Here is a 23,660-nt window from a genome sequence, read left to right as displayed (position 1 = left end):
AGGGCGTTGCGGTCAGCCACGCCAGCGTGCTGAACCAGATCGCCTGGATCACCGGCGAATACCGCATGGGCCCGGCCGATGTGGTGTTGCAGAAGACCCCGGTCACCTTCGACGTGTCGGTGTGGGAGTTGTTCGGCACCTTGACCGTTGGCGCCCGCATGCTGATCGCCGCGCCGGACGGGCACCGCGATCCGATGTACCTGTCCGAGATCATCGGGCGGCATCAGGTCACCATGACCTCGTTCGTGCCGTCCATGCTCTCGGTGTTCGCCGGCGCCGCGTCCACCGCCGAATGCGCTTCGCTGCGTGCGGTTCTCGTCGCCGGTGAGGCGCTGCCGCCGGCCACCGTCGCCGCGTTCCGGCAGTTCTCCACCGCCGCGATGCACAACCTGTACGGCCCGACCGAGTTCACCGTGCACGCCACCGCCTGGCACCTCAACGAGGTCGCCCCCACCTCGGTGCCGATCGGCCGTCCGGTGTGGAACGCGCAGGCCTACGTGCTGGACGAGGGCCTGGACCCGGTCCCGGTCGGCGTGCCCGGCGAGCTGTACATGGGCGGCGTGCAGACCGCCCGCGGCTACCACGGCCGCCCCGACCTGAGCGCGGAACGCTTCGTCGCCAACCCCTTCGGCGCACCCGGCACCCGCCTCTACCGCACCGGTGACCTGGTCCGCTGGGTCGAGCCGCACGACCCCGAGGTCGGCGCGGCAGGCGTGCTGGAGTACATCGGCCGCACCGACTTCCAGGTGAAGTTCCGCGGCCAGCGCATCGAGCTCGGCGAGATCGAGGCCGCGCTGCTCGACCACCCGGCCGTCACCCAGGCGGTCGTGCTCGTGCTGGACACCGTCGCGGGCGACCAGCTGGTCTCCTACGTGGTCACCCCGGCCGGCCCGGTCGACATCGACAACATCAAGAACGCCCTGCATCGCACGTTGCCCGCCTACATGGTGCCGTCGGCGATCGTGGTGCTGGAGGCGTTGCCGCTCAACCCGTCCGGCAAGCTCGACCGCAAGGCGCTGCCCGCGCCGGTGTTCGAGGTGCGCGAATTCCGCGCGCCCACCACGCCGATCGAAGAGATCGTCGCGCAGATCTTCGGCGAGGTGCTCGGCATCAACCGGGTCGGCGTCGACGACGACTTCTTCGAGCTCGGCGGCAACTCGCTGATCGCGACCCAGGTCGCCTCCCGCCTCGGCATCGCGCTGGATACCCGTGTCCCGGTGCGCATGCTGTTCGAGGCGTCCACCGTCGCCGCGCTCGCGGCCCGGGTGGAGTCGCATGCCGGTGACGGCGCGCGCAAGGCTCTGGTCGCCCGGGTCCGCCCGGAGGAAGTGCCGCTTTCGCTTGCGCAGCAGCGCATGTGGTTCCTCAACCGGTTCGACACCGCGTCCGCGGTGAACAACATCCCGGTCGCCATCCGGCTCTCCGGCGATCTCGACGTGGCCGCGTTGCAGGTGGCGGTCATCGACGTGATCGACCGGCACGAGTCGCTGCGTACCGTGTTCCCGGAGACCAAGACCGGTCCGGTGCAGGTGGTGCTGGACGCGGCGCAGATCGTGCCCGACCTGACGCCGATCCCGGTGACCGAGCACAACCTGATCGACCACCTGGTCCAGCTCGCCTCCATGGCGTTCGACGTGACCAACGAAGTGCCCTTGCACGCAAGGCTTTTCGAGATCAGCGAGACCGAGTACGTGCTCGGCATGGTGGTGCACCACATCTCCGCCGACGGCTGGTCGATGGGCCCGCTGGCCCGCGACGTGATGGTGGCCTACGCCGCGCGCACCTCGTGGGAGGCGCCGGCCTGGTCGGCGCTGCCCGTGCAGTACGCGGACTACGCACTGTGGCAGCGCGAGGTGCTCGGCTCCGAGGACGACCCGAGTTCGTTGATCGCCAACCAGATTCGCTACTGGGCCCGCGAACTCGCGGATCTGCCGGACGAACTGGTGTTGCCCTCGGACCGGCCGCGCCCCGCGGCGGCGTCCTATCGCGGCGGCACCTACCCGTTCGTGATCTCCGGTGAGACCCAGCGCGCGCTGGTCGACCTGGGCCGCAGGCACAACGCCTCGCTGTTCATGGTCATGCACAGCGCGCTGGCCGTGCTGCTCGCCCGGGCCAGCGGCACCGGCGACATCGCCATCGGCACGCCGGTGGCCGGTCGTGGTGAGGCCGCGCTGGACGACCTGATCGGCATGTTCGTCAACACGCTCGTGCTGCGCACCGAGGTCGACGGCGCGGCGAGCTTCGCCGACCTGCTCGCGCAGTCCAGGGAGAAGGACCTGCACGCGTTCGCGCACGCGGACGTGCCGTTCGAGCGGCTGGTCGAGGTGCTCAACCCGGCTCGTTCGCAGGCTCGGCATCCGCTGTTCCAGGTGATGCTGACCTTCCAGAACACCCGGCAGGCCAGCCTCGAGCTGCCCGGACTCTCGGTCAACGGCGTCGACTACGACGCGCGACTGGCCAAGTTCGATCTCCAGCTGACCTTGCAGGAGACCCAGGACGAACTCGGCGACGCGGCCGGCATGTCGGCCGAATTCTCTTACGCCGAGGACCTTTTCGACGAGGGCACGGTGGCCGCGTTCGCGCGCAGGCTGGACCGGGTGCTGGCCGCCGTCACCGCCGACCCGAACGTGCCGATCGGCGACATCGATCTGCTCGCGCCGCAAGAGCAGGCGCAGGTGCTGGTCGACTGGAACGACACCGCGCACCAGGTGCCCGGTGCGACGCTGGTCTCGCTGTTCGACGCGCAGGCCGCGGCCACGCCGGACGCGGTGGCCCTGGTCTTCGACGAAGAGCGGCTCACCTATCGCGAGCTACAGGTGCGGGCCAACCGCATCGCCCGGCAGCTGATCAAGGCGGGCGTCGGCCCGGAATCGCTGGTCGCCCTGTCGATCCGGCGCTCCAACGAGCTGGTCATCGCGATGTACGCGGTGTTGCAGACGGGTGCGGCGTACGTGCCGCTCGACCCGGATCAGCCCGCCGACCGGATCAACCACATCGTCGACACCGCGCGCCCGCGGATGATCCTGTACCGCTCCGCGGACGGGTTCGATATCGATCTACAGCGTGAGGTCTCGGTCATCGCGATCGAGGGCATCGAGGGCGTGCCGGGGATGGCCGCGTCCAGCGGCGCCCCGATCACGGATGCCGAACGCACCCAGCCGCTTCGGCCGGGCAACACCGCCTACGTCATCTTCACCTCGGGTTCGACCGGTCGGCCGAAGGGCGTGGCGGTCAGCCATGCCGCGATCGTCAACCGGCTGCTGTGGATGCAGCACGAGTACCCGATCGGCTCCGGCGACGCGGTGTTGCAGAAGACGCCCGCCACCTTCGACGTGTCGGTGTGGGAGTTCTTCTGGCCCTTGCAGACCGGCGCGCGGCTGGTCGTCGCGAAGCCGGACGGGCATCGCGACCCGGTGTACCTGGCGCAGATCATCGCCGAGCACGGCATCACCACGGCGCATTTCGTGCCGTCCATGCTGTCGGTGTTCGTGTCCACCCTCGGCAACGAGAACGGCGACGCGGACGGTTACCCGTCCTCGCGGCTGCGGCAGGTGTTCGCCTCCGGTGAGGCGCTGCCCGCGCCGACCGCGCAGCGCCTGCGCGAGCTGACCGGCGCCAAGCTGCACAACCTGTACGGCCCGACCGAGGCCGCCGTCGACGTCACGTATCACGAAGTGACGGAAGCAGATTCGGTCTCGGTGCCGATCGGCGCCCCGGTGTGGAACACCCGGGTCTTCGTGCTCGACGCCCGGCTGCACCCCGTCGCACCAGGTGTCGCGGGTGAGCTCTATCTCGCGGGCGACCAGCTCGCGCTCGGCTACCTCGGCCGTTCGGATCTGACCTCGGATCGCTTCGTCGCCAATCCGTACGGCGGCGCGGGGGAGCGGATGTACCGCACCGGTGACTTGGTCACCTGGACCCCGGCCGGTGAGCTGGAGTACTTGGGCCGCACCGACTTCCAGGTGAAGCTGCGTGGTCTGCGCATCGAGCTCGGTGAGATCGAGGCCGCGCTGCTGACCCAGCCCGGCGTCGCGCAGTCGGTCGTCGTGGTGCGCGCCGACGCGCATGCCGGCGATCAGCTGGTGGGTTACGTTGTCGCCGAGTCGGATTCGGTCATCGACACGGACGCGGTGAAGCTCGCGCTGGCTGGTCTGCTGCCCGGTTACATGATTCCGGCCGCGCTGGTCGTGCTCGACTCCTTCCCGGTCAACGCCAGCGGCAAGCTCGATCGCCGGGCGCTGCCCGCGCCGGTGTTCGAGGCCAAGCAGTTCCGCGCTCCGGCCACGCCGATCGAGGAGATCGTCGCGGAGGTCTTCGCCGACCTGCTCGGACTGGCGCGCGTCGGCGTGGACGACGACTTCTTCGAGCTGGGCGGCAACTCCCTCGTGGCCACCCAGGTGGTCGCGCGGCTGAGTGCGGCGCTGGACACCGAGGTCGGCGTGCGTGCGCTGTTCGAGGCGCCGACCGTGGCCGCGCTGGCCGCTCGCGTCGAGTCGCGGGCCGGAACCGGTGCGCGCCAGGCGCTTACGGCACAGGTGCGCCCGGAGCGGCCGCCGCTGTCGCTGGCGCAGCAGCGGATGTGGTTCCTCAACCGCTTCGACGCCGACTCGGCCGCCAACAACATTCCGGCCGCGGTGCGGCTGGAGGGCGCGCTGGATCTGGAAGCGCTGCGCGGCGCGGTCGCCGACGTGGTCGCGCGGCACGAATCGCTGCGCACCGTCTACCCGTCCCAGGACGGCGTCGCCTACCAGCGGGTGCTGCCCGCGACCAGGGCGATCCCGGACCTGGAGGTCTTCCCGGTCGCCGAGGGCCAATTGCTCGGCGCCCTCTACGAATTCGTCGAGCGCGGCTTCGACGTGACGGCCGAGCCGCCGGTGCGGCTGCGCGCCTACCAGCTCGGCGACCAGGACTACGTGCTGGTTGTCGTGGTGCATCACATCGCGACGGACGGCTTCTCGATGCGGCCGCTGGTCCGCGACCTGATGACCGCCTACGTGGCGCGCACCTCGGCATCCGAGCCGGGCTGGCCGCCGCTCGCGGTCCAGTACGTGGATTTCGCGCTGTGGCAGCGGGAGACCCTCGGCTCCGAGAACGATCCGACCTCGCTGATCTCCGAGCAGCTCGACTACTGGCGCACCGCGCTCGACGGCCTGCCCGACGAACTGCGCCTGGCCGGGCGCCCCCGGCCCGCGGTCGCGTCGTATCAGGCTGGGACACACCGGTTCCGGGTGCCCGGCGAGCTGATCGACGAGCTGAACCGGGTCGCGCACGCACACGGCACCACGCTGTTCATGGTGGTGCACAGCGCCTTCGCGGCACTGCTGGCCCGGCTGAGCGGTTCCGACGACATCGCCATCGGTATCCCGGTGGCCGGTCGTGGCGAGCGGGCGCTGGACGACCTGGTCGGCATGTTCGTCAACACCCTGGTGCTGCGCGCGCAGGTCGACACCGACGCGTCGTTCACCGACCTGCTCGCCCAGGTCCGCGAACGCGATCTCCAGGCGTTCGCGCACGCCGACGTGCCGTTCGAGCGGCTGGTCGAGGTGCTGAACCCGGCTCGCTCGCAGGCGCGGCATCCGCTGTTCCAGGTGATGCTGTCGTTCCAGAACCTCGGCCGCGCGTCGCTCGAGCTGCCCGGCCTGCTGGTGTCCGAGCTGGGCATCGACCAGCCGACCGCGAAGTTCGACCTGCAACTCACGCTGAGCGAGGTGCAGGGCGCCGAGGCGTCGATGGACGCCGAATTGCTCTACGCCACCGACCTTTTCGACAACGCGTTCGCGAACACCTTCGCGGAGCGCTTCCTGCGCGTGCTGGCCGGCGTCGCCGCCGAGCCGACCGCGGCGGTGGGCGATATCGAGCTGCTGGACGCGGCCGAGCGCGAGCTGGTCGTGCAGCGGTGGAACGACACCGAATTCCCGGTGGACGCGGCGCTGACCTCGCCGGTCGGCGACGCCGCGGCGACGCTGGTCTCGCTGTTCGAGGCCCAGGTCGCGCGCACGCCGGAAGCACACGCGGTGACGTTCGAGGGGACAAGTCTGTCCTACGCCGAGTTCGCCGGGCGGGTGCACCGGCTGGCGCGCTGGCTCAAGCAGAACGGGGTCGGTCCGGAATCGTATGTCGCCCTTGGCATGCGGCGCTCGATCGACCTGGTCGTCGGCATGTACGCGGTGAACGCCGCGGGTGGCGCGTACGTGCCGCTGGATCCGGACCACCCGGCCGAGCGCACCGACTACATCCTCGACACCGCGCGACCGGTCTGCGTGCTGACCTCCGGCACCGACCTGGAGTCCACCGGCTCGCGCCAGGTGCGCATCGATCAGCTCGACCTGTCCGAGTTCTCGGACGCGCCGCTGACCGACGCGGACCGGCACAAGCCGCTGCGCCCGGGCAATACCGCGTACGTGATCTTCACGTCCGGCTCGACCGGCCGCCCGAAGGGTGTCGCGGTCTCGCACGCGGCGATCGTCAACCGCCTGGTCTGGATGCACGCGGAGTACGGCCTGGCCGCCTACGACGTGGTGTTGCAGAAGACGCCCGCCACCTTCGATGTGTCGGTGTGGGAGTTCTTCTGGCCCTTGCAGGTCGGCGCGCGCCTGGTGATCGCCAAGCCGGACGGCCACCGCGATCCCGCCTACCTGGCCCGGCTGATCATCGAAGAACGGGTCAGCACGGCGCATTTCGTGCCGTCCATGCTCTCGGTGTTCGTCGCCGAGGAGCGCGCGGGCGAATGCGTCAGTCTGCGTAACGTTTTCGCCTCCGGTGAGGCGCTGCCCGCGGTCACCGCGCAACGACTGCGCACCCTGACCGGTGCGCGGCTGCACAACCTGTACGGCCCGACCGAGGCCGCCGTCGACGTCACCTTCCACGAGGTGACCGAGGCCGACACCAGCTCGGTGCCGATCGGCGCCCCGGTGTTCAACACCCAGGTGTACGTGCTGGATTCGCGGCTGCGGCCGGTTCCGGTCGGCGTGCCCGGTGAGCTGTACCTGGCCGGCGCGCAGCTGGCGCACGGCTATGTGGCCCGCCCGGACCTGACCACCGAGCGGTTCATCGCGAACCCGTTCGGCGAGGCCCAGCGCATGTACCGCACCGGCGACCTGGTCTCCTGGACCGAGGACGGCGAGCTGGAGTACCTGGGCCGCACCGACTTCCAGGTGAAGCTGCGCGGTCTGCGCATCGAGCTCGGCGAGATCGAGAACGCGCTCACCGCACTGGAATCCGTCGCCCAGGCGGTCGTGCTGGTGCGCACCGACGAGCGGACCGGCGATCAACTGGTCGCCTATGTGGTCGGCGATCCGGACCGGGCGTTGGACGTCGAGTCGGTCAAGACCGCACTCGGCGCGCAGCTGCCCGCGTACATGGTGCCCTCGGCCTATGTGGAGCTCGACGCGTTCCCGCTGAACCCGTCCGGCAAGCTCGATCGCCGGGCGCTGCCCGAACCGACGTTCGCGGCCAAGACTTTCCGCGCCCCGGCCACCCCGGTGCAGGAGATCGTCGCCGACACCTTCGCCGCGGTGCTCGGCGTCGAGCGGGTCGGCCTGGACGACGACTTCTTCGAACTCGGCGGCAACTCCCTGGTCGCCACCCAGGTGGCGGCGCGGCTCGGTGAGGCGCTGGACACTCAGGTTCCGGTGCGCGCGCTGTTCGAGGCGTCGAGCGTCGCGACGCTGGCCGCCCGCGTGGAATCGGCTGCGGGACAGGGCGGCCGGGCGCCGCTGGTGCCGCAGGAGCGCTCCGGGCTGGTGCCGCTGTCGCTGGCGCAGCAGCGGATGTGGTTCCTCAACCGGTTCGACAACCGCACCGCGGTCAACAACATCCCGGTCGCCATCCGGCTCACCGGCGAACTCGATATCGCGGCGCTCAATGCCGCGATCGGCGATGTGCTGGCCCGCCACGAGGCGCTGCGCACCGTCTACCCCGAGGTGGAGGGCACCGGCTACCAGCGCATCCTGCCGGTCTCCGAGGTGTCGTCTGAGGTCGTCGCGGAGGCGGTGACCGCGGAACAACTGCCCGCGCGCATCGTCGAGCTGGCGAGCTTCCACTTCGACGTGACCCGCGAGATCGCCTTCCGCGCAAGCCTGCTCAGCCTGGACGAGCGCAACCACGTCGCGGTGCTGGTCATGCATCACATCAGCGCCGACGGCTTCTCGCTGCGGCCGCTGCTGCGGGACGTGGTCGTCGCCTACAGCGAGCGCACCCGCGGCGAGACGCCGTCCTGGGCGCCGCTGGAGGTGCAGTACGCGGACTACGCGCTGTGGCAGCGCGACGTGCTCGGCGTCGAGCACGATCCGGAATCGGTTGCGGCCCAGCAGATCGCCTACTGGGTCGAGCAGCTGCGCGACCTGCCCGATCAGCTCGAGCTGCCCGCCGACCGGCCGCGGCCGGAGATCGCCTCCAATGCCGGTGGCACGCACAACTTCTCGGTCGACGCCGAGCTGCACGCCGCGCTGGCCGAACTGGCCCGCCGGCGCGGGGTCACGCTGTTCATGGTCGTGCACGCGGCGCTGGCCGCGTGGGCGGGCAGGCTGTCCAACAGCTCCGACATCGCCATCGGCACCCCGATCGCCGGACGTGGCGAGCGGGCCCTCGATGACCTGGTCGGCATGTTCGTCAACACGCTGGTGCTGCGCAGCGAGGTCGATCCGGCCGCCAGCTTCAGCGAACTGCTCGAGCAGGTACGCCGGACCGACCTGGCCGCGTTCGGCAACGCCGACGTGCCGTTCGAGCGGCTGGTGGATGTCATCAGCCCGGCTCGCTCGCAGGCGCATCACCCGCTGTTCCAGGTCGCGCTGACCTTCGAGGCGGCCTCGGCCGCCGACATGGGCACCGTGGAACTGCCCGGCCTCGATCTCGACGTGGTCGAATTCGACGCGGGCACCGCCAAGTTCGACGTGCAGCTGACCGTCGGCGAGACCGCGGACGGTGCGCTGGCCCTGTCCTGGAACTACGCGACCGAGCTGTTCGATCCGGAGACGGTGGCCTCGTTCGCCGACCGGCTGGTGCGCGTGCTGCACACCATCGCCGAGGATCCGCAGATCGCGGTCGGCGACATCGACCTGCTCGGCGAGTCCGAGCGCCTCGATGTCTCGCAGCGCTGGGTGTCCTCCGGAATGGACGGTGGCGCAGGCGTTTTCGGTGAACCCGACGCCACCCTGGTCACCGTGTTCGACGCGGCCGTCGCCGCGCATCCGAACCGGATCGCCGCCCGCTTCGGCGTCGAGACGCTGACCTACGGCGAGCTGGACCGGCGCGCGAATATCCTGGCGCGCAGGCTGATCGCGGACGGGGCCGGACCGGAGTCGCTGGTCGCGGTGATCCTGCCGCGCTCGCTCGACCTGGTCGTCGCGCTGGTCGCGGTGGTCAAGACCGGCGCGGGTTACGTGCCGGTGGACCCGACCTACCCGGCGGATCGCATCGCCTTCGTGCTCGCGGATTCCCAGCCGACCAGCGTGATCCTGGACTCGACGGTTCAGGTGACGGTGCCGGTGGACCTGCCGAGCGTGGTGCTGGACGGCTTCGCCGTGGAAACCGGCAATATCGAGGACGCTGACGACGCGCCGATCACCGACGCGGACCGCAACGCGGCGCTCTCGCCCGATCATGTCGCCTACGTCATCTACACCTCCGGTTCGACCGGCCGCCCGAAGGGTGTCGCGGTCGCGCACCGGAATGTGGTGCGGCTGTTCGCCAATACCGATCGCGACTTCAACTTCGGTCCCGACGACGTGTGGACGCTGTTCCACTCCTACGCCTTCGACTTCTCGGTGTGGGAGCTGTGGGGCCCGCTGCTGTTCGGCGGCACCCTGGTCGTGGTCGACTACTACACCTCGCGTTCGCCCGAGCAGTTCCTGGAACTGCTGCGTGCGGAACGGGTCACGGTGCTCAACCAGACCCCGTCCGCGTTCTACCAACTGGCCGAAGCTGATCGCAACGCCGCACCCGACGCCACCCCGCTCGCGCTGCGCTACGTGGTGTTCGGCGGCGAGGCACTGGAACTGCGCAGGCTCTCGGATTGGGTTGCCCGCCACGGTGATTCAGCCCCGCTGCTGGTAAACATGTACGGCATCACCGAGACCACGGTGCACGTGTCCTATCGGGCGCTGGACGCCGCGACCATCGCGGCCGCCTCCGGCAGCGTGGTCGGCCGGGCCATCGCCGGTCTGCGGGTGTTCGTGCTCGACAACCGGCTGCGGCCGGTCCCGGTCGGCGTGGCCGGCGAAATGTATGTCGCCGGACCGCAATTGGCCCGCGGCTACCTCGGTCGCCCCGACCTGTCCGCCACCCGGTTCGTCGCCAACCCGCTGGCCGGCTCCGACTCGGCGGGCTCGCGCCTGTACCGCTCCGGTGACCTCGCGCGCTGGAACCGCTTCGGTGAACTCGAATACCTCGGCCGCGCCGACGATCAGGTGAAGGTCCGCGGCTTCCGCATCGAACTCGGCGAGATCGAGTCCGCGATCCTGGCCCAGCCGGGCATCGCCCAGGCGGCGGTCATCGTGCGCGAGGACCAGCCGGGCGATCAGCGGATCGTGGCCTACGTGGTCGCCGAGCCCGATGTGCTCCCGGTGCTCGACCGGGTTCGCGACGGCGCCGCCGAGCGGTTGCCGTCCTACATGGTGCCCTCGGCGCTGGTGCGGCTCGAGTGGATTCCGTTGACCGTCAACGGAAAGCTCGATCGCCGGGCGCTGCCCGCCCCCGCAGTGCAGTCGCGGGCCTTCCGCGCGCCGGTCACCCCGGTGCAGGAGACGGTGGCCGCGGTGTTCGCCGAGGTGCTCGACCTGCCCAGGGTCGGCGTCGACGACGACTTCTTCGATCTCGGCGGCAACTCGCTGATCGCGACGCGGGTCGTGTCCCGCATCGGCGCCGCGCTCGGCACCACGGTCGCGGTGCGCGCGCTGTTCGAGGCGCCCACCGTCGCGGCGCTGGCCGCGCGGGTGGAATCGCACGCCGACGGTGCCGCACGGGCCCGGCTGGTGGCCCGGCCGCGCAAGGCCGACGAACTGGTGCCGCTGTCGTTCGCGCAGCAGCGCATGTGGTTCCTGAACAAGTACGACACCTCTTCGGCCGCCTACAACCTGCCGGTCGCCATCCGCCTGACCGGCGCGCTCGACGTGGCCGCGCTGCGGCTCGCGGTGGCCGACGTGGTGCGCAGGCACGAATCGCTGCGCACCCGCTACCCGGAGCACGGCGGCACCCCGGTCCAGGTGATCGTGCCCGCCGAGAACATCGCGCTCGACCTGCATCCGGTGCAGGTGGATCCGGCCGAGTTGATCGCCGTGGTGACCGACTTCGTCACCACCGGATTCGATGTGGCCGAACAGGTTCCGCTGCGCACCCGGCTCTACAGCGCGGGTCCGAACGAGCACGTGCTGGTCGTCGTGGTACACCACATCGCGGCCGACGGCTTCTCCATGGGCCCGCTGACCCGCGACGTGATGCTCGCCTACTCGGCGCGCACCCAGGACAGCGCGCCCGGCTGGGCGCCGCTGGCCGTGCAGTACGCCGATTTCGCGGTCTGGCAGCGCGAAGTGCTCGGCACCGAAGACGATCCGGACTCGCTGATGGCGCGCCAGGTGGCGCACTGGCAGCGGGCCCTCGACGGTGTCCCGGACGAGCTGACCCTGCCCGCGGACCGGCCGCGCCCGGCGATCGCCTCGTTCCGCGGCGCGACGCTGCACCGCGAGCTGCCCGGTGACCTGGTCGCCGCGCTGGAAGACATTGCGCGCCAACGCGGTGCGTCGCTGTTCATGGTGATGCACGGCGCGCTGACCGTGCTGCTGTCCCGGCTCTCCGGCGCGGACGACATCGCGGTCGGCACGCCGATCGCGGGCCGCGGCGAGCAGGCCCTCGACGACCTGGTCGGCATGTTCGTCAACACCCTGGTGCTGCGCACCGGGATCGACGCCGCCGAGTCGTTCACCGAGCTGGTCGACCGGGTGCGGCGCACCGACCTGGACGCGTACGGCAATGCCGACGTGCCGTTCGAGCGACTGGTGGAGCTGCTCGCACCGGAACGCTCGCAGGCGCGCAACCCGCTGTTCCAGGTGATGCTCGCGTTCCAGAACTTGGACCGCACCAGCCTCGAACTGCCCGGGCTCTCGGTGTCCGCGCTCGATCTCGAAGAGAACATCGCGCGCTTCGACCTGCAATTCACGCTGTCCGAGCTGGGTGAACCCGGCACGGCCGGAATGGCTTTGGCGCTCACCTACGCCACCGAACTGTTCGACGAGTCGACCGCGGCGGAGATCGCGCAGCGCTGGCAGCGGGTCCTGGAGGCGATCGCCGCGAACCCGGCGATCGCGGTCGGCCAGATCGACGTGCTCGATGCCGCGGAGCTGGCCGACCTGACCGCGCGCACCGGCCCCGAGGCCACCCCGGCGCGGACGTTGCCGGACCTGATCGCCGAGGCCGCCGCCATCGACCCGGCGGCACCCGCGGTGGTGTTCCAGGGGCGCAGTCTGTCCTACGCCGAACTGGATGAGCGCTCGAACCGCCTGGCCCGCTTGCTGATCGAGCGCGGCCTCGGCACCGAGGATCTGGTCGCGGTGGCAGTGCCGCGTTCGGACGACTCCTACTTCGCCGAGTGGTCGGTGGCCAAGTCCGGCGCCGCCTTCGTGCCGATCGACCCGACCTACCCGGCCGACCGCATCGCGCACATGGTCACCGACTCGGGCTCCCCGGTCGGCCTGACCGTGACGTCGGTGCGCGCCGACCTGCCGGATTCGGTCGAATGGCTGGTCCTCGACGAGATGGATCTGTCCGGCGTCGACGCCGCGCCGATCACCGACGCCGAGCGCGTGCGGCCGGTGCGGCCGGAACATCCGGCCTACGTCATCTACACCTCCGGTTCCACCGGCGTCCCCAAGGGCGTCGTGGTCACCCACATCGGTCTGGCCAACTTCCGGGACGAGCAGAACGCCCGCTACGACGTCGATTCGTCCACCCGCGCACTGCATTTCGCCTCGCCCAGCTTCGACGCGTCGATCCTGGAGTTCCTGCTGGCCATCGGCCGCGGCGGCACCCTGGTGGTCTGCCCGCCCGGCGTGTACGGCGGCGAGGAACTGGCCGAGCTGATCCGCGCCGAGCGGGTCACGCACGCGTTCATCACGCCGTCCGTGCTCGCCTCGCTGGACCCGGCCGCGCTGGCCGGCATGCGGGTGATCGTGGCCGGCGGCGAGGCGGTCCCGGCCGACCTGGTGACCAAGTGGGGTGGCGCGCCGGACGGTTCCGGGCGGCGCTTCCACAACGGTTACGGCCCGACCGAGACCACCATCATGACCAACATCAGCGACGCGCTGACGCCGGGCGATCTGGTCACCATCGGTGGCCCGACCCGCGGCATGCAGTCGCTGATCCTGGATGCCCAGCTCCGGCCCGTGCCGGTGGGTGTCGCAGGTGAGCTCTATCTGTCGGGCGTTCAGCTGGCCCGCGGCTACCACGCGCGGGCCGGGCTGTCCGCGGACCGGTTCGTGGCGAATCCGTATGTCGCCGGGGCCCGGATGTACCGCACGGGTGACGTGGTCCGCTGGACTCGCACCGGCGAGGTCGAATACGTCGGCCGGTCCGACTTCCAGGTCAAGGTGCGCGGTTTCCGCATCGAACTGGGCGAGATCGACGCGGCGCTGGCCGCGCACGAGAATGTCGACTTCGCGGTCACCGTCGGGCACAAGGGCTCGGCCGGCGCCACCTCGCTGGTCGCCTATGTGGTTGCGGCGCACGGCCGTTCGATCGATGTCGCGGCGCTGACCGCCTACGTCGAGGATCGGTTGCCCGCCTACATGGTGCCGTCCTCGATCATGGTGATCGACCGGGTGCCACTCACCCCGGTCGGCAAGCTGGACCGAAAAGCGTTGCCGGAGCCGGTGTTCGCGACCGAGGTCGTGTTCCGGGCGCCGCGCACGCCGGTCGAGCAGACCATCGCCGAGGTGTTCGCCGAGGTGCTCGGCGTGGAGCGGGTCGGCGTCGACGACTCGTTCTTCGCCCTGGGCGGCGACAGCATCGTCTCCATTCAGCTGGTGTCGCGGGCGAAGGCGCGCGGCGTGGTGTTCACCCCGCGGCACGTCTTCGAGCAGCGCACGGTGGCCGGGCTGGCCGCGGTCGCCGAAACCGCCGATGCCGCAGCGGCTTCGGCCGTGGTGCTCGCCGAGCTGCCCGGCGGCGGCGTCGGCACGATGCCGCTGACCCCGGTCGTGCGGTTCATGGCCGAACGGCGCGGCTCGTTCGGACGGTTCAACCAGACCCTCGCGCTGGAGCTGCCGGTCGGCATCGACCGGGCGGGCATCGTCGCGACGGCCGGCGCGGTCATCGACCGCCACGACATGTTGCGGTCGAGCCTGCGCCAGGTCGACGGCGAGTGGATTCTCGAAACCGCCGCTGCGGGAACGACCGACGTGGACGCGCTGGTCGACCACCACACCTTCGACGCGGGCATCGATGATGCCGGGCTGATCGAGATCGCTTCGGCCGCCTTGGATTCCGCGCTGGATCTGCTGGATCCCGCCGCGGGCGTGGTGGTTCGGTTCGTCTGGCTGGAGCCGTCGAGCAGCGAACGCGCCGGACGACTGATCGTCGTCGGTCACCACCTGGTGGTCGACGGTGTCTCCTGGCGCATCCTGGTGCCGGACTTCGTCGCGGCCTGGGGCCAGCGCACCGCGGGGCAGCAGCCCGAGCTGGTCGCGCCGGCCACCTCGATGCGCGCCTGGGCGCACGCCCTCGAACGTGAGGCGCGCAGTGCCGAGCGGGTCGCCGAACTCGAGCACTGGCGTTCGGTGGTCGACGCGGCCGATCCGCTGCTCACCGAGCGGCCGATGGACCCGTCGGTCGACACCTCCGGCGTCATCGAGAAGCTTCAGGTCGAGGTGTCCGCCGAGGTCACCAAGGCCCTGCTGACCAAGGTGCCCGCGCTGTTCCACGGCGGCGTGAACGACGGCCTGCTCACCGCGCTGGCGCTGGCGACCGCGAAATGGCGGGCGCGCCGCGCGGGCGCCCGCGGCGATTCGCTGCTCATCCGCCTGGAGGGCCACGGCCGCGAAGAGGACATCGTGCCCGGCGCGGACCTGTCCCGCACCGTCGGCTGGTTCACCGCGATCTTCCCGGTCCGCTTCGACCTGTCCGGCATCGACATCGATGCCGCGCTGGCCGGTGGTCCCGCGCTCGGCCAGGCGGTCAAGGCGATCAAGGAGCAGCTGCTCGCGGTGCCGGACAAGGGCGTCGGCTACGGCCTGCTGCGCTACCTGAACCCGGAGACCGCCGCCGAGCTGCCCGTCGAGCTGCCCGGCCAGGTGAGCTTCAACTACCTCGGCCGCGTGTCCGAGGGCGATGTGCCGGAGTCGCTGCGCGGCTTCGGCTGGATCCCGGCCGCCGAATTGGGCGCGCTGGGCGGGGCCTACGACGCGGACATGCCCGCGATGGCGCCGCTGGACATCAACGCGATCGTCACCGGCGACAAGCTGACCGCGAACATCGGCTACCCGTCGACGCTGCTCGACGCCGCCGCCGTCCGCGAGTTCGGCGAGCTGTGGACGACCGCGCTGGAAGCGGTTGCCCGGCACGCCAATTCGACCGGCGCCGGTGGGCACACGCCGTCCGACTTCGGGCTGGTGCGCAGCACGCAGGGCGATATCGACAACTGGGAGCGTCGCTTCCCGAACCTGGCCGACATCTGGCCGCTGTCCGCGCTGCAAGCCGGTCTGCTGTTCCACGCCAGGCTCGCCGCCACCTCGGTGGATGTGTACACCGCGCAGGCGGTGCTCACCCTCACCGGCCGGGTGGACGCGGCCCGGTTGCGTTCGGCCGCACAGGCTTTGGTCGATCGCTACGAGAACCTGCGCACCGCGTTCGTCACCGATCGCGACGGCAGCCCGGTGCAGGTGGTCCTGGACAGCGTCCGGGTCGCCTGGTCCGAGCACGACCGGATCGAGCAGGGCGAGGGCGACGACCTGATCGCCGCGGACCGGACCAAGCGCTTCGATCTGACCGAGCCGCCGCTGATCCGCTTCACACTGATCCAGGTCGCGCGCGACCGCTGGCAGTTCGTGGTGGCGAATCACCACATCCTGCTCGACGGCTGGTCTATGCCGCTGCTCATGCAGGACCTGCTGGTGCTCTACGCGGCGCACGCGGACACCAGCGTGCTGCCCGCCGTGCGGTCCTACCGGCACTTCCTGGACTGGACTGCGCAGCAGGATCATTCGGCCTCGGTCGCGGCGTGGGCGCACGCGCTGCGCGGGGTCACCGAGCCGACGCTGCTGGCCCGGCCGGACGCCGGACGCGAGATCACCTCGCTGTCCGGTGAGTACTTCTTCGAGCTGGACGAGCAGGCCACGGCGCGGCTCACCGCGCTGGCCGGTTCGCTCGGCGTCACGCCGAACACCGTGTTGCAGACCGCGTGGGGCATCCTGATCGGCCGGATGACCGGCCGCGACGACGTGCTGTTCGGCACCACGGTGTCCGGGCGCCCGGCGGATCTGTCCGGCGTGGAGTCGATGGTCGGCCTGTTCATCAACACCGTCCCGGTGCGGGTGCGCTTCGACCCGGCGGAGTCGGCGCAGCAGCTGCTCGCCCGGACCCAGGGTGAGCAGGCGGATCTGCTCGATCACCATTACGTCGGTCTCGCGGACATCCAGTCCGCCGCCGGCGTCGGTGGCCTGTTCGACACGCTCGTGGTGTTCGAGTCCTACCCGGTGGATGCCGAGGGGCTGCAAGCGCAGGCGTCGGACATCGACGGCATGGCGGTCGTCGGCCTCGACGCGGCCGATGCCACGCACTACCCGTTGACGTTGATCGCCCAGCTGGATTCGAAGCTGCGGGTCCGCGCGGGCTACCTGCGCGACCTGTTCGACGAGCAGTCCGTGCGCCGCATCGCCGATCGCCTGATCCGGGTGCTGACCGCGATCACCACCGAACCGGCTGTGCCGGTGGGCGATATCGAGCTGCTCGACACCGTGGAGCGCGAGCTCGTGGTGGCCGGCTGGAACGACACCGCGCACGAGGTGGATCCGGCCGCGACCCTGGTCTCGATGTTCTACGACCAGGCCGCGCGCACGCCCGACGCGACCGCGCTGAGCTTCGAGGGGACACATCTGTCCTACGACGAGTTCGCGGGACGGGTCAACCAGCTGGCCCGCTGGCTGATCGCCCGCGGTGTCGGCGCGGAATCGTATGTGGCGCTGGGTATGCGGCGCTCGATCGATCTGGTCGTCGGCATGTACGCGGTCGCCGTCGCCGGTGGCGCGTACGTGCCGCTGGACCCGGATCATCCGGCCGAGCGCACGGAATACATTCTGGCCACGGCCGATCCGGTGTGTGTGCTGACCTCGGGCACCGACCTGGACATCGATACCGCGCAGGTGCGGATCGACCTGCTCGATCTGAGCGGGTTGTCCGAGGACGCGATCACCGACGCGGATCGCCGCTCGCCGTTGCGCCCGTCGAACACCGCGTACGTGATCTTCACCTCCGGTTCGACCGGTCGCCCCAAGGGTGTGGGTGTTTCGCACGCGGCGATCGTGAACCGCCTGGTGTGGATGCAGTCCGCCTACCAGCTGAACGCCGCGGACGCGGTGTTGCAGAAGACGCCCGCCACGTTCGACGTGTCGGTGTGGGAGTTCTTCTGGCCCTTGCAGATCGGTGCGCGACTGGTGGTCGCGAAGCCCGACGGTCATCGGGATCCGGCGTACCTGGCCGAGGTCATCAGTGGCGAGCGGATCACCGTCACCCACTTCGTGCCGTCGATGCTCGCCGTGTTCGTCGCCGATGGTGCTGCGGCACAGTGTGATTCGCTGCGACTGGTGTTCGCCTCCGGTGAGGCGTTGCCGCCCAAGCCCGCGCATCGGCTGCGCGAGCTGACCGGTGCGGCGCTGCACAACCTGTACGGGCCGACCGAGGCCGCGGTCGACGTCACATTCCACGAGGTCATCGATTCCGACACCGACACGGTGCCGATCGGTGCGCCGGTGTTCAACACGCAGGTGTACGTGCTGGATTCGCGTCTGCGCCCGGTGCCGGTGGGTGTCGCGGGTGAGCTGTATCTGGCGGGCACCCAGCTGGCTCGCGGGTACGTCGCGCGTCCGGATCTGACCAGCGACCGGTTCGTGGCCAATCCGTACGGTGCTACCGGCGAGCGGATGTACCGCACCGGCGACCTGGTCGCGTGGACGGCGACCGGTGAGCTGGAGTACTTGGGCCGCACCGACTTCCAGGTGAAATTGCGTGGCCTGCGGATCGAGCTCGGCGAGATCGAGACCGCGCTGACCGCGCTGGACGAGGTCGCCCAGTCGGTGGTGGTGGTCCGCGGCGATCAGCACACCGGCGATCAGCTCGTCGCGTATGTCGTTCCCGCGCCGAATGTCCGGGTGGACACCGAGCTGCTGCGCGAGGACCTGGCCGAGCGGTTGCCCGCGTACATGGTGCCGTCCGTGGTGCTGGTGCTCGACGAGTTCCCGCTCAACGCCTCCGGCAAGCTCGATCGCAAGGCTCTGCCCGCGCCGGTGTTCGAGGCCGCGGTGTTCCGCGCGCCGACCACGCCGGTGGAGGAGATCGTCGCGGCGACCTTCGCCGAGGTGCTCGGCCTGGAGCGGGTCGGCCTGGACGACGACTTCTTCGCGCTCGGCGGCAACTCGCTGACCGCCACCCAGGTCGCCGCGCGGCTGTCCGCCGCGCTGGATGCCGATCTCGGGGTCCGGGAGCTGTTCGAGGCGTCCACGGTGGTCGCGCTCGCGGCCCGGGCGGAGACCCACACCGGTGCCGGTGCGCGGGCGGCCCTCGCGCCGCAGCAGCGGCCCGACCAGGTGCCGCTGTCGCTGGCGCAGCAGCGGATGTGGTTCCTCAACCGGTTCGATCCCGACTCGGCGGTGGACAACATCCCGGCCGCGGTGCGGCTGTCCGGTCTGCTGGACCGGCAGGCGTTGCAGATCGCCGTCGCCGACGTGCTGGCCAGGCACGAGTCGCTGCGCACCTTCTACCCGGAGGTCGACGGCGCCGCCCATCAGGTGACCGTGCCCACCGCCAAGGTGATCCCGGATCTCGCGCCGTTCGACGTCACCGAGGCCGAACTGCCGCAACGGCTTTCCGAGCTGGTGCTGACCGCGTTCGACGTCACCACCGAGGTGCCGTTCCGGGCCAGGCTGTTCGAGGTCAGCCCGACCGAGCACATCCTCGCCCTGGTGGTGCACCACATCTCGGCCGACGGTTTCTCCATGGGTCCGCTGACCCGGGATGTGATGACCGCCTACGGCGCTCGCGTCGAGGGTGGCGAACCCGCTTGGCGGCCACTGGAAGTCCAGTACGCCGACTTCGCGCTGTGGCAGCGCGCGGTCCTCGGCGACGAGGGCGATCCGGAATCGGTGATCGCCCAGCAGATCGCGTATTGGTCGAACTCGCTGGCCGGGCTGCCCGACCAGCTCGACCTGCCGACCGACCGGCCGCGGCCCGCGGTCGCCTCCGGTCGCGGCGCGACGCACAGCTTCGAGATCGACGCCGAAACCCACGCCAGGCTCACCGAACTCGCCCGTACCCGGGGCGCGACGCTGTTCATGGTCACGCACACCGCGCTGGCCGTGCTGCTCGCCCGCCTGTCCGGCGAGGACGACATCGCCATCGGCACCCCGGTGGCCGGTCGTGGCGAGCGCGCGCTCGACGACCTGATCGGCATGTTCGTCAACACCCTGGTGTTGCGGACCCCGATCGACAGCGGCGCCACGTTCACCGATCTGCTGCGCACGGTGCGCGCCACCGATATCGCCGCGTTCGGGCACGCCGACCTGCCGTTCGAGCGGCTGGTCGAGATCCTGAACCCGGCCCGCTCGCAGGCGCGGCACCCGCTGTTCCAGGTGCTGCTCTCGTTCCAGAACCTCGGGCAGAACAGTCTCGAGCTGCCTGGGCTGACGGTCAGCGGCGTCGAATTGCCGATCGACACGGCGAAGTTCGACTTGCAGCTCACGCTGTCGGAGAAGACGGCCACCCAGGCGGCCAACGGCGCGCATGCCGCGCCGGCCGGGATCAGTGCCGAATTCATCTACGCCACGGATCTTTTCGACCCGGAGACGATGGCGGAGCTCGGGCAGCGGTTCAACCGTCTGCTGGGTGCGCTTGCCGCGGAACCGGATCGGCCGATCGGCGACATCGCGCTGCTGGACGAGCGGGAGACCGAGCAGGCGCTGCGCGGCTGGAACGACACCGCGCGTGACCTCGGCGCGCCCAGCACGCTGGTCGCCGAGTTCGCCGCTCAGGCCGCGGCTACTCCGGATTCGGTCGCCGTTGTCGACCCGGCCTCCGGAAACTCGTTGACCTACGCCGAGTTCGGTGCCCGCGTGCACCAGCTCGCGCGCAAGCTGATCGAGGCCGGTGTCGGCCCGGAGACCCTGGTCGCCCTCGGTCTGCGGCGCTCGGTCGACCTGGTGGTCGCCGCGTACGCCGTGCACGAGGCCGGCGGCGGTTATGTGCCGCTCGACCTGGACCAGCCCGCCGATCGGGTGAATTACGTACTGGATTCGGCAGCTCCGGTGTGCGTGCTGACCACGTCCCGCGACGCGTTCGACGCGGACGGCCACACCACGCTGACGATCGACGAGCTGGATCTGTCCGGCTACTCGGACGAGCCGGTGACCGATGCCGATCGGATCGCGCCGCTGCGGCCGCAACACCCGGCGTACGTGATCTTCACCTCCGGCTCGACCGGCCGCCCCAAGGGCGTAGCGGTGCCGCACGCCGCCGTGGTCAACCAGATCCGTTGGATCACCGGCGAGTACGGCATCGGCGCGGACGACATCGTGCTGTTCAAGACGCCCGCCACGTTCGACGTGTCGGTGTGGGAGTTGTTCGGCCCGATGACCACCGGCGGCCGCATCGTGGTCGCGAGCGCGGACGGGCATCGCGATCCGCAGTACCTCGCGGACGTGATCGCCGCCGAACGCGTCACCATGACCTCGTTCGTGCCGTCGATGCTGACCGTGTTCGCCGGCAACGTCGACGTCACCGGTGGCAGCGACGCGCTCGCCTCGCTGCGGACGCTGTTCGTGGCCGGTGAGGCGTTCACCGCCGACGCGGTCGAGGCGATTCGCCGGGTCAGCTCGGCGGAGCTGTACAACCTCTATGGCCCAACAGAATTCACCGTGCACGCCACGCACGGCCCGGTGGCCGACGACGTCACCGGCGCGGTGCCCATCGGCCTGCCGGTGTGGAACGCCCAGGCCTACGTGCTGGATGCCCGGTTGAAGCCGGTGCCGTCCGGCGTCGCGGGTGAGCTGTACCTGGCCGGCGCGCAGCTGGCGCGCGGCTACTTCGGCCGCACCGACCTGACCGCGGATCGCTTCGTGGCCAACCCGTTCGGCGCCGCGGGCGCCCGGATGTACCGCACCGGTGACCTGGTCACCCGCGACGACACCGGGGCCATCGTCTACATCGGCCGCACCGACTTCCAGGTGAAGCTGCGCGGCCTGCGGATCGAGCTCGGCGAGATCGAAACCGCGCTCACCGCACACGATTCGGTGGCCCAGTCGGTCGCCATGGTGCGCTCGGACGCGCATACCGGCGATCAGCTGGTCGGCTATGTGGTGCCGGTCGGCGGCGCGACGGTGGACGTGGACGAGCTCCGCACCCACCTGTCCGGCCGCCTGCCGTCCTACATGGTGCCCGCCGCGCTCGTGGTGCTCGATGCCATGCCGCTCAACCCGAACGGCAAGCTGGATCGGCGCGCGCTGCCCGAACCGGCCTTCGAGGCCAGGGAATTCCGCGCACCGTCCACCCCGATCGAAGAGATCGTGGCCAACACCTTCGCCGAGGTGCTCGGGCTGATCAGCACCGACGGCGAACGCGCGGTCGGCGTCGACGACGACTTCTTCGAGCTGGGTGGCAACTCGCTCATCGCCACCCAGGTGGTCGCCCGTCTCGGCGCGGCACTGGACACCCGCGTCCCGGTGCGGATGCTGTTCGAGGCGCCGACCGTCGCCACGCTGGCCGCCCGGATGGAGGCTCACCAGGGCACCGGACGCCGCCGCGAACTCGTCGCGGGACAGCGTCCGGCCCGGATTCCGCTGTCGCTCTCCCAGCAGCGGATGTGGTTCCTCAACCGGTTCGACACGGACTCCGCGGTCAACAACATCCCGCTCGCGGTCCGGCTCACCGGCTCGCTCGACGCCGACGCGCTGCGCCAGGCGGTCGCCGACGTGGTCGACCGGCACGAGGTGCTGCGCACCGTCTACCCGGAAACCGCCGACGGCCAGGGCGTTCAGGTGGTGCTGCCCGCCGGGCAGGAAACCATCGACCTGACCCCGATCGAGGTGTCCGAGACCGAAATCCAGGACCGGGTCAGCGAATTGGTGCTGACCGGCTTCGACGTCACCGCCGAGGTACCGGTGCGCGCCCAGCTGTTCCGGGTGGCCGGCTCGATGGACGGCTCGCAGCCCGACACGCACGTGCTGGTCTTCGTGGTGCACCACATCTCCGGCGACGGCTGGTCGGTCCGGCCGCTGGCCCGCGACGTGATGATCGCCTACGCGGCCCGCTCGCGCGGCGACGCCCCGGCCTGGCCGCCGCTGCCGGTGCAGTACGCCGACTACGCGCTGTGGCAGCGGGAAACCCTTGGCTCCGAGGACGATCCGGCCTCGCTGATCGCGCAGCAGGTCGCCTACTGGTCCGGCAGCCTGGCCGGGCTGCCCGACCAGCTCGACCTGCCGTCGGACCGCTCGCGGCCCGCCGTCGCGTCGAATCGCGGTGGGGTGTACGAGTTCTCGCTCGACGCACAGCTGCTGCGCGACCTGAACGCGCTGGCCAGGGAGCACGGCGCGAGCCTGTTCATGGTGGTGCACGCCGCGTTCGCCGCGCTGCTGGCCCGGTTGTCCGGCAGCGACGACATCGCCATCGGCACCGCGGTCGCGGGGCGCGGCGAGGCCGTGCTCGACGACGCCATCGGCATGTTCGTCAACACGCTCGTGCTGCGCACCGAGGTCGATCCGGCGGCGCCGTTCGCGGACCTGGTCGCCCGCACCAAGGACCGCGACCTGGCCGCCTTCGGCCACGCGGACCTGCCGTTCGAGCGCCTGGTCGAGATCCTCAACCCGGCCCGCTCGCAGGCCAGGCACCCGCTGTTCCAGGTCATGCTGTCGTTCCAGAACACCGGGGAGGCCTCGTTCGAGCTGCCCGGTCTCGAGGTCGCCGGCGTGCCGTTGGACGTGGTGACGGCCAAGTTCGATCTGCATCTGAGCCTGTCCGACCGGTTCGACGCCGAAGGCTCCGCCGACGGCATGACCGCGGAATTCGCTTACGCGACAGACATGTTCGACGCGAGCACGATCGCCGCGGTCGCGGAGCGGCTCGTCCGGCTGCTGACCGCCGTCGTCGCGGATCCGTCCGTGGCGATCGGCGATGTCGAGCTGCTGGATTCGGCTGAACACGCACAGGTGGTCGCGCGCTGGAATGACACCGCGCACGCGGTGGACGAGTCGGCGACGTTGGTGTCGATGTTCGAGGCGCAGGTTGTTCGGACGCCTGAGGCGATTGCGGTGACGTTCGAGGGGACGAGTCTGTCCTACGCCGAGTTCTCGGCGAAGGTGAATCGTCTGGCACGTCACCTGGTCTCGCTGGGTGTCGGCCCGGACTCGATGGTCGCGCTGGGTATGCGCCGGTCTATCGATCTGGTGGTCGGTATGTACGCGGTGAGTGTTGCC

Annotated in this window: 1 protein-coding gene (running past both ends of the window); it reads left to right on the top strand. The window is 70.4% G+C overall.

This entire window lies inside a single protein-coding gene on the top strand: locus tag AB0M22_RS09885, encoding a non-ribosomal peptide synthase/polyketide synthase (RefSeq protein ID WP_364723158.1). The 43,581-nt coding sequence extends 5,146 nt beyond the window's left edge and 14,775 nt beyond its right edge, so the window shows coding positions 5,147-28,806 — codons 1,716 (partial) to 9,602 (complete); the first complete codon in view begins at window position 3. The start codon and the stop codon both lie outside this window.

The organism is Nocardia sp. NPDC051756, from assembly GCF_040681495.1.
In the GTDB taxonomy this organism is placed as follows: Bacteria; Actinomycetota; Actinomycetes; order Mycobacteriales; family Mycobacteriaceae; genus Nocardia.
Note: the sequence above shows the minus strand (reverse complement) of the source record. Positions and strands in the feature narration are given on the sequence as shown.